The following is a 15,114-nucleotide window of genomic DNA, read 5'->3' as shown; positions in this document are numbered from 1 at the left end:
AGTCGTGGTTTGGCTAGCATTGCAAGTGCTCGTCAACCGCGCATCAATCTTCCTTAGTTACTCACGATTGCAGACTTCCACTTCCTTGTCAACACAGGAAGTGTAAAGTTTTGTTTCAAATTATTCGGCAAGCAACTCCATCACTTCGTGGGGTGTAATGCCGTAAATAGCGGCTAGCAGTTTGACATTTTTCACATCACTTCCTAACTGTTTAAGCACTCCAATTGCACTACCCAATGGAATAGCTTCTGTTGTGGACTGAGTTAGTAAATCAATCGTTGTCTGAGTATTGGCTCGTTTTTTATAAGTACCTTCATTCATCTGTGTTGAATGCCCCAAACTCTTAGCTCTTGTCTCCTGAGACATCCCCGCCATTTGACCGTTGAGATTCGCTAAGTGACGTAAAGCGTGGGTTTGGGTAAAGCCTTTGTCCCATCTTCTTAAGATAGTTTGTGCGCGGTCACTGTATAGCCCACTAATCGTCTTTGGATTGTTTGACGATGTTCTAACATCAGGCAAGTTGCCTGACTTGATTTCTAAACATTCCATCAAGTCAGGATGAGTAGGAGGGAGCATGGGTATACACAACCTGTAGCCCGTCTTAGTCGTAGTATCTAGTAACGTCTTCTCGCCTACTACGGCAATCATTTGTTTGTTTATCGGTTCATTCAAGGCAGGAATAATAACACCATCTTTCGTCTTAAATGGCTTGTCAATATTCTGAATCGCAAACACTTCATGAACTCGAAAGCCATACACCAACTGCATTGAGAATACCCACATCCACCGCCTACGTGATTCCAAATGGTATCGTTTGTTGTTGGGAACATCTAAAACCACTTCGCGAAGCTTTAAAAACTCATCAACCGATAAAGTTTGAAGGTCTTCACGAAATTCTGTTTGTCTACCGTCAATCTCTTTGAGCCTGCCCAATAAGTCGGCACTGTTAATAGTCTCAGCAAGCTTTTTCATGGCGCACAAGCAATTTTTAAAGCACTTGGTTCCTTGTTTTTTACCGTTAACTGCGGACAGAATATCTGTTAGGTTTACGACCCTATCTTGTGGCAACAGCTTATAGTAGTCACCGTAAACGGCACTCCAAGTACGTTGCTGACTAATACTACTCCTGTCACGTTGTTGACGGCGTTTAGTGCGTCCATCCCAGTATTCTTTCTCTACTTTTGTTATCGCCTGACCAAACGTTATCAAATCATTTTTGATGACGTTTTTATCCAAAATAACATCATCATACCAGGCTAAAAAGCGACTCTCGCTAGAGAAGGACTGTAAACCGCTAGCAACTAGATGAGCTTTCCTCAGAGCATCAGTGATACCTTGCATGGTCAAGTAGCACCCACAAGTCTTGTTGACCCGCTTGTCACCTAACTTGAATTGCAACGTTATGTAACCACCGCTCGCTTTCCTGTCTCTTTTTAGCCCTACGCCCTTGGGGCATTCTTTCTGTGCTTGTTGGAAGTAGTCTAGAATCCGCTCGTAGCCAATAAGGTAGTCTGCGGTGGTACTTGCAGTGACAGGATTAGATTTTTCGCTCATCTCTCGCTCCCTACTCTGATAGTGCTGAGTTCGACTGATGTACTCAGCCTACAGCAAGTCGCTCAGTGTTCGCTCAAATCAAAAACAGGACTTTCGGAGTGGGTGCAAAAAATGGCTAGAACGACGGAAATTCGTAATTCAAGAGCGAGGCTTTGATTCAAGTCCTGCCGTACCCGTTAATAAAACCTAATAGCATCAATGCTTTGAGCCGTTCTTTACCGAAAAGGAGAGAGCGGCTCAAACCTTATTTGTTGTGCATTTGTTGTGCAAGACAAATGCACAACAAACGCACAACACTGGCTATCTGGGTCAGGTGGTATCCCGGCATCCTGTCGGTAGACACGGGTTAACTCTCCGAGCCCAATATTTCCAAGAACGTCTCCACGTCTCCCAAGTCGGCCCTCGGCTTTTTGCGCTGCGCTTTCAACTGGTTGAGCAAGTCGGCCGGCTCTGGAAATTCTGCGACGGTCGGAGCCGAGTTTTTATTTTCGGCGTCGGGCATCCGAAACAAATCCTTAAAAAAGCCCCGCCTGCCAAACCCGCGCCAATCTGCCCGCTTCTGGCCGATCGACACTGGTACCCTTCTGAGTATAGGTTTGCCACAGCCGATGTGGTATCATAAAAAGTCTATTGTGTCAATAGCCTAGCTCCTGCGATGTTCAAACAGCAACAGCAGGTTGTGGGCCGAGTAGCCCTCAGAGGTTATCCTTAGTAATCAGGCTAGTTTCCGACAGGTTTGGATATGTTCCCAACAACTCTATTTCATGTTCCCCAAAATTTAATGCTATTACTCGACCGCAGCGCGATCGACCGATTAAAGCCCCTATTGGCGCAAGCAACCGGAATGCCTATAGTTGCATCGGAAAATACGGCAACAATTGCGCTCGTATTGGTTGCTCTGGGAATTCTGGGTTGGGGATTTTATCGCGCCAGACCTTTTGGCAAACTGGGAATTTTGGCTTGGTTGCAGTCTGTTGCGCTGATGAGTCCCTGGCTGCTGTTCTTTGGTTTGTTCGCCGCCGGAATTTACCTCAATCTAGTTGCGGTATTGTTGCTGCTCGTGGCATCCACGGGATTGTACATTTATCTGGGCCGGCAATTGCGTAAGGCTGCATCTGATACAGTGCTGCCGCGGCCGGATGCTGCTGAGGTAAAGTCCCAAAGCGATGCTTTCTCGGCCCCTGAGTCGCAGCGAACACCAGGCCCAGAAACCATTAAAATCGTCACCTCGTCGCCGGCGAATAATGAATCAGAAATAATTCCCGTTCCAGTGGAAGACCTCAAGGCAATTAAAGGCATCTTTGGAATTGATACTTTCTTTGCCACAGAAACGATTCCCTATCAAGATGGGGTAATTCTCAAAGGCAATCTCCGAGGAGACCCAGAACAAGTACACTCACGTTTGACGGCAAGTTTGGAAGAAAGATTAAACGATCGCTACCGCCTATTTTTAGTAGAAAATCAGGACGAGAAGCCCGTAGTTATTATATTGCCCAGCACCAACGACCCGCAGCCAACAACGGTGTCTCAAAAAATCCTAGCAGTCGTGCTGCTGCTGGCAACAATTGCTACTAGCTTAGAGACAGGCGGTTTGCTGCTAGGTTTCGATTTCTTTAACTCGCCGGCTAGATATCTAGAAGTTTTGCCAATTGCAGCCGGAATTTGGGCGGTTTTAGGCTCTGGGGAAATTGCTCGCCGAGTGCTGGCAAATCGGTACAATGTTGGCTTGAGTTGGCCATTTTTTATACCAACTTTGCAGATAGGTTGTTTTGGCGCGATCGACCGTTTTGAGTCGCTGCTGCCCAACCGTAAAGTTTTGTTTGACATCGCTTTTGCCGGGTCAGCCGCTGGGGGAATAGTTTCTGTGCTAATGCTGGTAACGGGTTTGCTGCTGTCTCACCCCGGCAGTTTGTTTCAAATTCCCGCAGAATTTTTCAAGGGCTCGGTTTTGGTGGGAACTTTGGCAAAAGTGGTTTTGGGTTCGGCGTTGCAGCAGCAGATTGTTGACGTTCACCCGCTGGTAGTTATCGGTTGGTTGGGCTTGGTAATAACGGCAATTAATTTGATGCCGGCGGGACAGTTGGACGGGGGTAGAATCGTGCAAGCCATCTACGGTCGGAAAATAGCCAGCCGCACTACTTTGGCGACTTTTGTGGTGCTGGCAATCGTTTCTTTAGTTAATCCTTTGGCTCTGTATTGGGCGATCGTGATTCTGATTTTACAGCGGAATCTGGAGCGGCCGAGCCTCAACGAGCTGACTGAGCCTGACGACGCTCGCGCGGCTTTGGGTTTGCTAGCTTTGTTCTTGATGATTGCTGCGCTGTTGCCTTTGACTCCGGCTTTGGCTGGCCGTCTGGGAATCGGGAACTAGCAGTAGTCGGGCATCTTTGGTAATAGGCTCTTGGGTTGCGGTAAATTAGTGGAATATAGGAATTGAGCGATCGAACTGGGAACTGAAGGGCGATCGGGTTCCTAACTACTAATTTCCAATTAAGAGCCCCGCCCTGGGCAATTTATCTATTACCAAAAGTTGATTTTTTTATAACCCAAAATTTGTTTAAACTTGATCAATTAAGTTTAAATAACTTATCTGAGCCTATAGGATAAAGTCATGGCTAATCAACTTCCTCCTGTATTGGTAACTTTTGATGCAGATGTTTTAATGACTGGCAGAACCCAAGTGTGGCAAGAATATGCCAAGGTGGGAACTTGCTATATCCCGGAAGTAGTGTACGACGAAATAGATCGTCTGACAGGGCAAGCGGTGGAAAAAGCTCAAGAGCAAGTAGCTAGAGAGTTTATGCGCTTTTTTGCCGACAGCGGCTGGATTGCAACTGACGCTCAGGAAACACACCGAGCTCTGGAACCTTCGATTAAAAATCAAAGCAAGCCAGCAATGCTCGTGGTGGCGACGGCTCAGTGCGTTTACGGTTTGGCTCAGGAACACCCGGAGGCATTGGTGATTTTTGTGTCCAACAGCCAGCCTCTGCTGAAGCGGCTGGCTTCTGTAGGCGCTACGAATCTCTGCGGGATTACCGGGGCGATGCTGTTAAATTGGGCGAGGAAAGGGGAACGCCCGCCGGCGGCGACTCAGCAATTGCAAAGTTTGATGCGTACCCTCGCCGAACGCAAATCGGCTCAGCGCCCTAACAGCAGAATTCAGGATGCTGCTGTAGGAAAAACTGGCACTTCTGCTAGCCAGTTAACGGGGACGCGCGGCGCTTCTGAATTGAAGTCGTCCAGCAGTTTTACTAAAACTAATAAAACGGGTTTGACTCAGAAGCGCAGTGCGAGTTCCCGGCCCAAAACGCCACGGCGCAATCGCGAGGAGTCGATAGATTACGAGCCGGCTGTATATCGCATGAAACATATTACACCTCCGAAAAAAAGGGACAGCGGTTTTCTGTCTAGTGTGTTCAATTTTTTGGGAGCCTTATTTTTCTTGACGGTAGCGGTAGGTATTTTGTGGCGAGTGTTCGATGTTAGGGGTTTTAGAAAGACTTTTGTGCCGGCTCTACCGCAGCCTGTGCAACAATTTGTTAAGTCGATCGACCCTAAATAATCTGGTTTTCTGAAAAATTCACCTTCAGATCCGGCTGACTTGTGCTTTGGGTCATCGTTAATCTTGCACCTTGGGAAACTGGAATAGCACGCTTGGTTCACAAATCGGTTTCCTCCCCTAAATATAGTGGTAAGGTTCTTGTGGCGCACGCTACGGTTAGAATTTCCGGCCTTAGTCCGCTGGGAATTTTCAACGGCTACTACCACAACAGAAGATGAACGCTTAACTTTAGTGATATCAAAATCCATCGCCATGCTGAACTGGAACGAAATAATTAGTGGATTAGCACTGGCTTTTGCGGGTTTTGCGTATGCTTTAGTATTTTTTGTTCTTCTTCCCTTCAGACAGTACGATTATGCAGCACCACTTGGGGCAATAGCAATGGCGATCGCCCTTACTGTAGCAATGAATTGGCTACTATCTGCATCGTTGCTAACTGGGTGGAGTTGGGTGGCTGCATTATTTGGTTTTCAGATAACCCTCATGTTTTTTGGTAGCGTGTTTCTGGAAGATGGGCTGTACCTGCCAAATTTGTTGTTTGTGGGAACTATGAGCGTAGGATATGTGAGCGTTTATACCCGTTTTTCACAACAAAAAACACTGCTAATTGTGGGTTTATGTACATTATTTTTCCTAGCTTTAATGTACTTATCTTTGATTGGCGGCTATGCGATCAAAGGCAAAAATCCGTTTCAGGGTTCTTCTACCCAGATGCTGCCGCTGTTGAATCAAAGGGTAGAAATTATCACCGACAATCCCAAACAATTGTATTTGAATGGCAAAACTGGCGAACTCACCCATATTGACCGTTATGAGGTGACAGTGAAACTAGATTCTGCAGGAGACGAGAGATTGATGTGGCCCTATGTCGATGTTTGGTGGCAGGATATTAAGGCTGCTAGCGAACAGAAATCCCAGTAATTTATATCGTTTCCGCTGGCATCGGAATAATAAAATCGAGTCAACACTTAACATTCAACCATTGAGTTTTTCGACCCAGAGTCAACAGTTAACAGTCCACAGTCAACAGTCAACAGTCAACAATCATGATGAGTACAACCGGAATTGATATCATTCACTATTTAAAGCTGGTGCTGTTCCTTCTAGTGGTCGAATAATGACCGGTTTATTAGTAGATCGTTGCTGAAAAAGTGCCTTGAGTGCCAAGTCTAGAGTTTCTGCCATGACGATGCGGTTTTCGTAGACAGCAATAACTCTGACTAAAGTTGGCAAACTATTGCGCTCTGCTTCTAAGTAAAGAGGTTCCACATACAGTAAAGATTGTTCAATGGGAATTACTAATAAGTTTCCTTGAATTGCTTTTGAACCCTGGCGATTCCAGAGAGATATTTGTTCGGAAATAACCGGATCTTGGTTAATTAAAGCTTCTATTTGTTCCGGGCCGTAAACTAATCGCTGTTTGGGAAACAGATACAACAGCAATTTTCCGTAATTGCCACCATCCGATCGCCCTGCAATCCAAGCAATTAAATTGTTGCGACTTACTGGTGTAAATGGGAGCAGCAAAATAAATTCTTCGGCTGTTTCCGTTGGGAGTTTCGTAATCAAATAATACGGTGCTACAGCCTGCTGTTCGCTGCCATAAATTTCACGGGGAACTCGCCACAAATCCTCCCGATTGTAAAATACTTGCGGGTCTTCCATATGATAAGTTAGCAAGCGTTCTGATTGAATGCTCAACAAATCTACTGGATATCGGATATGTTTGCGGAGAGCCGGAGGCATTTTGTCAAGGGGTTTGAAGAGTCCGGGAAAGATAGCCATCCAACTGTTAATAATCGGCTCGGAGGGATTGGCCACGTAGAAGTCAACAGACCCGTTGTAGGCATCAATAACTACTTTTACGGAGTTACGGATGTAGTTAAATTCATGATTTCCGGGGTCAGAATAGGGATAGCGAGGACTTGCTGTATAGGCATCGATAATCCAGTAAAGATAGTTGGGAGATTTATCATTAGCGGAGGGTGCAGGTTTAATCTTGTTGCCATTGTCCTCCCTGGCTTTTTCTATGTCATCATTGCTAAGATTGGCGTTTGCTACTACTAAATACGGGTCAGAATCGTAGCGCAAAAAAGGAGCGATCGCCCGGACTCTTTTATTAATATTTCGACGGTACAGCAATTTAGTTTCTGGCGTAAAATTGCGAGTCAGTGCCATTTGCCAATTTTTGAGATAATTAGCAAACACCCAGCGCCGCCACATAGAACCGATCGCAATTCCGCCCTTACCGCTGTATGTATTGTAAACATTGTCTTCGCCGCTGGGATAGTCGAATTCTTTGACTTTTGTGGGCGTCATCACGTCTGTATCGGTGATTTCGCCGTAGTAAATTCGCGGGTAGCCGATCGGAATACTGGCCCGAATTCGATCGCTAGTGACTTCCAAAGCAGTCTCTCCTTTCTGGGCTGCCACTCCAATATCTTTGACAAAATAATCGGGTAAACCGCCGACACCGACTCTGTTTACGGGAGAAAGAGTAAAGCCGTAACCGTGAGTGTAAACTAGGTGTTCGTTCACCCAAGTTTGAGCATCCGGGGCAACTGCTGTGTAATCTAATTCCCGCGCTGCCAGAAACACTTGTTGGCTTTCCGAATCTCCCTGTTGTGCTTTTTCATTTTTGATTGTGTAGCGATCGATATCGGCATCAGGAAATGTATAATATGGTCTAATTTGCTGTAACTGTCGGGTAGTTTGCAGCAGAGGTCGCTTGTCCCACAGGCGGATGTTGCTAATAGTAAGTTGATTTTTTTCTAAGTCGGCATAAGTAAGTTTTCCGGCGGGATCGAAGGTTTTTATTTCGATATTGTTGAGATCAAAGGCTTCTTTAGTAAAGGCAATACTGCGCTGAATGTACGGCTGTTCTCGTGCTAGTTCGTTGGGTTGAACTATGAGTTGCTGAACAATTTGTGGCAGCAGTAAACCTCCCACAAAAGTTAAAGTTACCCATGCTAAAAGAATTTTTTTGATGAGTTCATTTTTAATTTTGAATTGGTAAACCTGGCACAGCATCAAAACGGCGATCGCCCCCGCCAAAATACTCAAAAATCCATACCAGGGCAACCGCACCGTCACGTCAGCATAATTGGCCCCGTAAGTAACGTCTCCCCGCGAATACAGCAATGCGTAGCGCCCCAACCAATAGCGGAATGCCACGGCTAGCATGGAAGCTGCACCCAACCCGTACAAGTGCCGCTGCTGCGATCGAGAAAACCCCAAAAATCTCCCTTGACTCAGGCTATTTCCCGACAGCAAATATGTTAAAGCACAAGATACTAAACTGTACCAAAATACAACTGTCAGCCAGAAGCCTAGTAAATCTAAAATTGGCAAAATAAATACATAAAAGCTAATATTTTGATTAAAAAGAGGGTCGGTTGTGTTAAAATTAGTAGGGTGAAAATATTGCAAAACATTTGTCCAGCGACTGGCGGCAATCAGCCCGATCGCCAAACTCAGAAAAAGGGCGATCGCCCGCAGCCAAAAATCAGGCTTAATTGCCACAGCTAACATTGCCCCCAGCAGCAAGCCCAACTGCCACCAGTGAGAAAATAGCTGCACTGCTATTTGCTGGAGTGACTCAATTCCTAACTGCACGGGCGGTGCAGGTAAATTGCCAGCTATACCCAAATAGGTGAGGCTGTTTGCAGCTAACAGCCCGCAGTGAATGACTATAAAAGTTGCGATCGAACTCAATCCCAATACCGCCAACAGCAGCCAGGAAAAGGTAATTTGGGATTTAGCAACAGGTAATTCGTAATTCTTCTCCCTTTTGTTCGCCATCAGTGAAGCGAATAGCGCCTCCGCAACCGGCGATTTCATTTCCTCTGCGGGATGTTGCAGGCGGCGGGCTAAAGCCAAATTTCCCAGCAAAAAGACAGAAGAAACAGCAATTGCGATCGTCCCCAGCAACCCTTGAGTTTTCAGCTTCAACAGAAAAACCTGAAGATATCCAACTTCCTGAAACCAGAGAATTTCTGCCACAATGCGGGAGGCCAACTCAAAAACCAGCCACAGCCCCGCAATCAGTAGGATTATTTGATAAATTCGCCTCTTAGTCATTAGTTATTAGTCATTAGTTATTAGTCATTAGTTATTGGTGGAATGATAACTGATAAGCTGTCACGCATTTAAATTGCATATTCAGGGCGGGCTCTTAGGCCCAACCCCTACTCCCCACAAGACTTAGATTATTTTTTGACATTCTATTTAAATGCACAACAGCTTATCAGGTTCGAGCAAATTACCCTCCCGAATGATGCTTTTGCCGCCAGGGTTGGAGGCATTTTTATTCATGGTAATTTACCGGACATAATATGACTCCTGCTTTCGGGTCAACTGACTAATGACTAATGACCAATGACTAATGACAAACTAGCTGTACTGCTGGTTGACATCCACATCCAAATTAAACAGTGTTTGCAAAGTTTGCATCGCTTGCCGCCGCGCCTCAATATCCTGCTGAGCGCGTAACTGTACCATCGGATCGTGCAAAATCTTATTCACAATCCCCCTTGTTAAAGATTCAATCACATCTTGATGTTTCTCCGAAAATTCCGAACCCAGACGCGATAAAGCTTTTTCTAACTCTTGTTCCCGAATCAATTCTATCTTATCCCGCAAACAGCTAATAGTAGGAACTGTTTCCAGACTGCGCCACCAGAGATCGAAAGCCTCTACTTCCTGTTCCAGCAAGCCCTGAGCTTCCATTGCCATTTTGCGGCGGCTTTCGTGATTTTGAGCTACCACTGCTTTCAAGTCGTCCACATTAAACGATCGCACATTAGCGAGTTCGTTCGCATCTGAGTCAATGTTGCGCGGCACAGAAATATCCACCAACATCAAAGGGCGATTCGGGTCTAAAACCGCTTCCAATTTAGCTTTATTTAACAGCGGATCGGTAGCTGCCGTACTGGTAAAAACCAAGTCTGAACTGGCAATTACCTGCATCATTTCCGAGAGCTGATACAGGTGCAATTGAGCATCTTTAAACTGACCGGCCAACTCCAGCGCGCCCCGCACAGAGCGGTTGACGATCGAAATATGGCTAGCTCCTTTTGACAGCAAATGCTGCACCAAAAGCCGCGACATTTTGCCAGCACCGATAATTGCAATTTTGCTGCTTGCTAAATGCTGACCCTTCATTTGAGCCAATTCTGCCGCCGCCGAACTGATAGAAACTGCACCAGTACCGATGCTAGTTTCCGTGCGAACTCGCTTCCCTGCTGTGAGAGCTTGCTTGAACAAGCGCTCTAAAATTCTGCCTACACCTTTGTACTGCTGGGCGAGTTTGTGAGTTTGTTTCACCTGAGCCAAAATTTGTCCTTCTCCGAGCACCAAACTGTCGAGGCCCGAAGCCACTCGCATCAAGTGCATCACGGCATCTTCGTGTAGCAAAATAAACAGGTGAGGGCGCAAAGACTGTAAAGGAACTTTACTGCATTCGGAAAGGAACTGAATAACCTCTCGCACTCCCGGCTCCGACTCGCTGGTAACAATATAAATCTCTAAGCGGTTGCAAGTGCTGAGGATGGCAACCTCTTGAATGTGCGGGTAGCCGCGCAATTGGGCGATCGCGGCTTCAACTTTCTGTTCTGGAATGCTCAGTTTTTCGCGAACTTCTACCGGCGCTGTTTTGTGGCTGAGACCTACGACTGCAATATTCATATCTGTGATTTGTCACTATTTCTTTCTTAGTTGTTAACAGTCACCTGTTATTAGTTCTTAGTCTATCGCTAATTGCTAATCATCGGTGACTGTTAACCGTTAACTGTTAATTGTTAACATTTAACTGTTAACCACTAACTAATCACTAATTCAATTGCAGAGATTTCGGCTGGTCAAACATATGGATTGTATCCACAAACCGAGCAGTTTTTGACTGAGAAGAAATTACCAAACTTTCAGTGCGAGCGCCGCCGCCAAAGAAGCGAACTCCATTCATCAGCGTTCCGGGAGTAATCCCGCAAGCTGCAAACAGAACTGTTTCTCCAGATGCCAGCTCTTCAGCATTGTAAATCTTGTCTGGGTCTGTGATGCCCATCTCTTTAAGGCGGGCGATATTGCTCTCTTTGCTTTCACCGATCAAACCAGTTTTTACAACAGCCGGATCGTAAATTAACTGCCCTTGGAAGTGACCGCCCAAGCAGCGCATTGCTGCTGCGGAAATCACACCTTCGGGTGCTGCGCCAATACCCATAAGTGCGTGGATGTTGGAACCAGAAAACGCGCAAGAAATTGCTGCCGAAACGTCGCCGTCGCTGATCAGCCGAACTCTTGCACCCGCTTGGCGAATTTCATTAATTAAATCTTTGTGTCGGGGGCGATCCATGACCACCACCACCAAATCTTCAACACCGCGGCCGAGACAATCAGAGATAATTTTGAGGTTTTGAGTTGGCGTTTTGCGAATATCTACATGATTCTTAGCAGCCGCAGGAGCAGCCAATTTGTTCATGTAGAAATCCGGTGCCGCAAACAAACCACCTTTTTCAGAGATTGCCAAAACTGCCATCGAACCGTTTTGACCGTAAGCCACCAGGTTAGTACCTTCGCAGGGGTCAACAGCGATGTCAATTTCGATCAATTCATCTATGTTGCAGACATCTTTGGCATCTTCGCGGGTACAAATACCTACTTGTTCCCCGATGTAAAGCATCGGTGCGTCATCGCGCTCGCCTTCGCCGATCACGATGCGGCCGCGCATATGAATTTTGTTCATGCGCTCCCGCATGGCTTCTACAGCCACTCTGTCAGCTTCATCTTTTTCGCCTTTGCCCATCAAGCGAGCGGAAGCGATGGCTGCCTGCTCAACTACTTCGATGATCTCTAAACCGATTACATTGTCCACGAACTAGATCCTCCCAACTGCTGATGCGTGCCTTGTGCTATTTTGCACTCCCAGCCATCAAGTTTATCAGAGGCGGGGATCTGTGCGAGCGCAAGCAGTTGCTTAGTTTGTGTTAACTTTTGCTTCTTTGATACTGGGGCTGGAAAATCTGAGTCCAACAAGCTCCAAGATCCGATCGCCCCAATACTTCACTCTTGCTTGGAGGAGCGCACGCTAGCCCCGTCTGAGCCAGGGCTGTTTCATTCTCACTAAAAACATGAATTTTGTAGGGTAGTGCCTTTCTTGGCCTACCCCCGACCTAGACGATTCGATCGGCATATCAGACCAAGAGGGTCGGCACGGGGAGTAGGGGTAGCACGGCCCCTACAAGAGAATGAAACAGCCCTGCCGTCTGAGGGCTAAATCGCGGACTCCAGAGGTTCCGGGGCAGCGAGGGGCTGTTTCAGGCAACTTGTCATCGCGAGTGCCGTTAAAGGTTTTATGATTAGTTTGCGATCGCACGATTTCTCAGAAACCTGGTTGCTAGACCCGATTTATCGTTACTAAACCAAACCTTTTGGTAGAAACCGGGTTTCTGAGGGTAAGTCCTAATGATGATCGCAAATCAAATGAACAGCCCCAAATCGGGACGCAGTAGACTTTATCAGCGGGAAGGAATAAACAATGATGATGAAAGCCCAAGACATTATGACCACAGATGTTGTTACCATTCGCGGTTCAGCAACGGTAGCTGAAGCGGTGGCGATGATGAACGATTTGTGTTTGCGCGCGTTGATTGTGGAACGTCGCCACGAACAAGATGCCTATGGCATTGTGACAGAAACGGATATTGTCTATAAAGTAGCAGCCTACGGAGTAGACCCGAAAAAAGTCCGCGTCTTCGAGATTATGACCAAACCGTGCATCACGGTGAATCCCGACTTGGGCGTGGAATACGTGGCTCGGTTGTTTGCTAACACCCGCATCCGCCGGGCGCCGGTGATTAAGGACGAGCTAGTGGGCATTATTTCTGTCACGGATATCTTGACAAAAAGCGATTTTCTTGAGAAGCCGAAGAGTATTTTATTTGACGAAGAAATCGAACAGGCGATCGCAGAGGCTAGGACTATTTGTGCCGAAAAAGGAGTTACTTCCAAAGAGTGCGCGGTAGCTTGGGATATTGTAGAGGAAATGCAGGCTGAGGCTTCTCACCAGCGATCGCAGAAGCTTGAAAAAACTGCTTTTGATGAGTATTGCGAGGAAAATCCTGACGCAGCCGAAGCCCGGATGTACGACAGTTAATTTAGTTATTATAGCAATCCTAAATCATTTGTGAATTTCTTACTCCCTCCCCTTACAAAGGGGAGGGTTGGGGTGGGGTAAAAAGTTTACGACTCCTGCAAGGATTGCTATAAAAATTAGCTATTAGTTATTAGTTATCAACTCTTAAGCTGTTGTGCATTTAAATTGTATGTTGAGGGCGGGCTCTTCGGCCCACCCCACAAGAGTGAAAATTTATTTTACCATGCCATTTAAATGCGGATTAGCTTATTTAGGGATTGATAACTAATAGCTAATGATCGGAAATAGCTTTTTTTCGGCTCGCCTCACGAAAAATAAAAATCTTAAGTGTTTGGCTCAGTCATACAAAACACGTCCAGCTTATTCCCATCAAGATCCCGAAAATATCCCGCATAGAACCCCGGCACCGCGCCTCTTGGTCCTGGAGCTCCTTCATCCTTAGCCCCAAGTGCGATCGCTTTGTTATAAACTAAGTTGACTTTTTCGGGACTGTCAACTTTAAGAGCTATCATTACTCCATTGCCAACAGTTGCTGTGTTACCATCAAAGGGTTTTGTAATAGCAAGTGCTGGTTGCTCAACAGAAACACCCCATGCGATAAATTGGTCAAATTCCATGAATCGTCGAGCGCCAATTTCAGCAAGCAAAGCATCATAAAACTTGGCTGCACTTTCAATATCGTTGGTACCCAGTGTAACGTATCCGATCATATTTTTTGTGTTCTAACTGATGTTAAGATTTAAAAACTGTTTGAGCAAATAACAACGGAGTTAAACTGATCTTTAGAAAACCCAAGCTACAACTCAAACATTATTTTACATCATAACTCAAACTATCTCCGTTTTGTCGGCTGCAATGATTTATTGCCGATCGCTAATACATTCGGGACTGTCTCTAGTTGGACTATTGACGATCGCACTTACGGCCTTTGCTTTCATCGCTTCGGAAGCATAGGGTTTTAACAGGGGCAAAACTTCCTGAGCATTTTTAACAGCAGGATCTAGCCAGTGTTCCCAATCGCTGTCGGGGAGAATCACAGGCATTCGATCGTGCAGCGGCTGCACTGTTTCGTTAGCAGCGGTAGTAATTATACTGCAAGATACAATGTTTTCTTTTTCAGGAGATTCCCAATTTTCCCACAAACCGGCAAAAGCAAAAGGTTCGCCGTCTGCCTTTTGAAAATAGTAAGGCTGTTTGTTCTTTCCCTCCTGTTGCCATTCGTAGAAACCGTCAGCGACTATCAAACATCGCCTGTGCTTGATGGCGCTGCGAAAAGCAGGTTTTTCGGCTACAGTTTCCGATCGCGCATTGATCATCTTGCTGCCTATTTTCATGTCTTTCGCCCAACTTGGAATCAGACCCCAGCGCATAAATTGGAACTCTCGCTGCATTTTTTCGGGAGAAGCTGTGACTGTGGCAACTGATTGAGTTGGGGCGATATTGTATCGCGGTTTGATGTCGGGAACTCCCGATAGTTTAAAGAATTCTGCGATGATTTGACCTGAAGTAGTTAAAGTGTATCGTCCACACATAATTTATAATTGGTATTAACGCGGTTTTTACCGATTCCGGCAGTTAGTTCAACAGTCGGGCAATCCGGCAGTCCGGCAGGGGTTTAAACCCCTGCCTCAAAGCTAAAGTCGGTTAAAACCGACTGGAAATACGATCTCAATATCTATCTATTTTAGTCCTCTTTTAGAGGACTTTAGCTATGAGACAGGGGTTTTTAACCCCTGTCGGACTGTCGGACTAAACCGGGCGGGCGAGACGCCCACCCCACAAGAAAATTCATTCTTTGTGGAACAGGCATCTTGCCTGTTCTTGCGGGACACCCCACAAGAAAATTCAT

The 15,114-nt window shown here is 46.1% G+C and carries 11 protein-coding genes; 4 read left to right on the top strand and 7 right to left on the bottom strand.

The window, feature by feature from the left end:
• Positions 1-120 precede the first annotated feature (120 nt).
• Complete coding sequence (locus tag QT992_RS21075; protein ID WP_333320004.1) at positions 121-1,554, bottom strand: hypothetical protein; 1,434 nt, start codon at positions 1,552-1,554, stop codon at positions 121-123.
• Positions 1,555-1,900: 346 nt separating this feature from the next.
• Positions 1,901-2,128: a hypothetical protein gene (locus tag QT992_RS21070; RefSeq protein ID WP_333336606.1), complete on the bottom strand. Its 228-nt coding sequence runs from the start codon at positions 2,126-2,128 to the stop codon at positions 1,901-1,903.
• Positions 2,129-2,296: 168 nt separating this feature from the next.
• On the opposite strand from QT992_RS21070, the gene QT992_RS21065 reads away from it, so the two are divergent.
• From QT992_RS21065 to QT992_RS21055, 3 genes are all read left to right on the top strand, one after another.
• Positions 2,297-3,925 carry a site-2 protease family protein gene (locus QT992_RS21065; RefSeq protein WP_333336604.1) on the top strand — a complete coding sequence of 543 codons (1,629 nt, stop codon included), beginning with the start codon at positions 2,297-2,299 and terminating at the stop codon, positions 3,923-3,925.
• 240 nt (positions 3,926-4,165) lie between these two features.
• Positions 4,166-5,116, top strand: a complete 951-nt coding sequence (locus QT992_RS21060; RefSeq protein WP_333320009.1) for a PIN domain-containing protein — start codon at positions 4,166-4,168, stop codon at positions 5,114-5,116.
• 138 nt (positions 5,117-5,254) lie between these two features.
• A complete protein-coding gene (locus QT992_RS21055) occupies positions 5,255-6,037 on the top strand; it encodes a hypothetical protein (RefSeq protein WP_333320011.1) in 783 nt (260 codons plus the stop codon).
• 150 nt (positions 6,038-6,187) lie between these two features.
• On the opposite strand, the gene QT992_RS21050 is transcribed toward QT992_RS21055, so the two are convergent.
• From QT992_RS21050 to glpX, 3 genes are all read right to left on the bottom strand, one after another.
• Positions 6,188-9,196 (bottom strand): UPF0182 family protein, encoded by a 3,009-nt coding sequence (locus QT992_RS21050; protein ID WP_333336602.1) that lies wholly within the window; start codon positions 9,194-9,196, stop codon positions 6,188-6,190.
• 312 nt (positions 9,197-9,508) lie between these two features.
• Positions 9,509-10,801: a glutamyl-tRNA reductase gene (locus QT992_RS21045; RefSeq protein WP_333265774.1), complete on the bottom strand. Its 1,293-nt coding sequence runs from the start codon at positions 10,799-10,801 to the stop codon at positions 9,509-9,511.
• A gap of 145 nt (positions 10,802-10,946) precedes the next feature.
• A complete protein-coding gene (gene glpX / locus QT992_RS21040; protein WP_333320015.1) occupies positions 10,947-11,984 on the bottom strand; it encodes a class II fructose-bisphosphatase in 1,038 nt (345 codons plus the stop codon).
• 663 nt (positions 11,985-12,647) lie between these two features.
• Here glpX and QT992_RS21035 point away from each other — a divergent pair.
• On the top strand, positions 12,648-13,265 hold the full coding sequence (locus QT992_RS21035; protein ID WP_333320017.1) for a CP12 domain-containing protein: 618 nt from the start codon (positions 12,648-12,650) through the stop codon (positions 13,263-13,265).
• Positions 13,266-13,588: 323 nt separating this feature from the next.
• On the opposite strand, the gene QT992_RS21030 is transcribed toward QT992_RS21035, so the two are convergent.
• Both QT992_RS21030 and QT992_RS21025 read right to left on the bottom strand, forming a co-directional pair.
• Positions 13,589-13,975 (bottom strand): VOC family protein, encoded by a 387-nt coding sequence (locus QT992_RS21030; protein ID WP_333320019.1) that lies wholly within the window; start codon positions 13,973-13,975, stop codon positions 13,589-13,591.
• A gap of 150 nt (positions 13,976-14,125) precedes the next feature.
• Positions 14,126-14,797, bottom strand: coding sequence for an SOS response-associated peptidase (locus QT992_RS21025; RefSeq protein ID WP_333336599.1), 672 nt, complete (start codon positions 14,795-14,797; stop codon positions 14,126-14,128).
• Between the last annotated feature and the right edge of the window lie 317 nt (positions 14,798-15,114).

This window comes from Microcoleus sp. T3_D1, assembly GCF_036700405.1.
Lineage (GTDB): Bacteria > Cyanobacteriota > Cyanobacteriia > Cyanobacteriales > Microcoleaceae > Microcoleus.
Note: the sequence above shows the minus strand (reverse complement) of the source record. Positions and strands in the feature narration are given on the sequence as shown.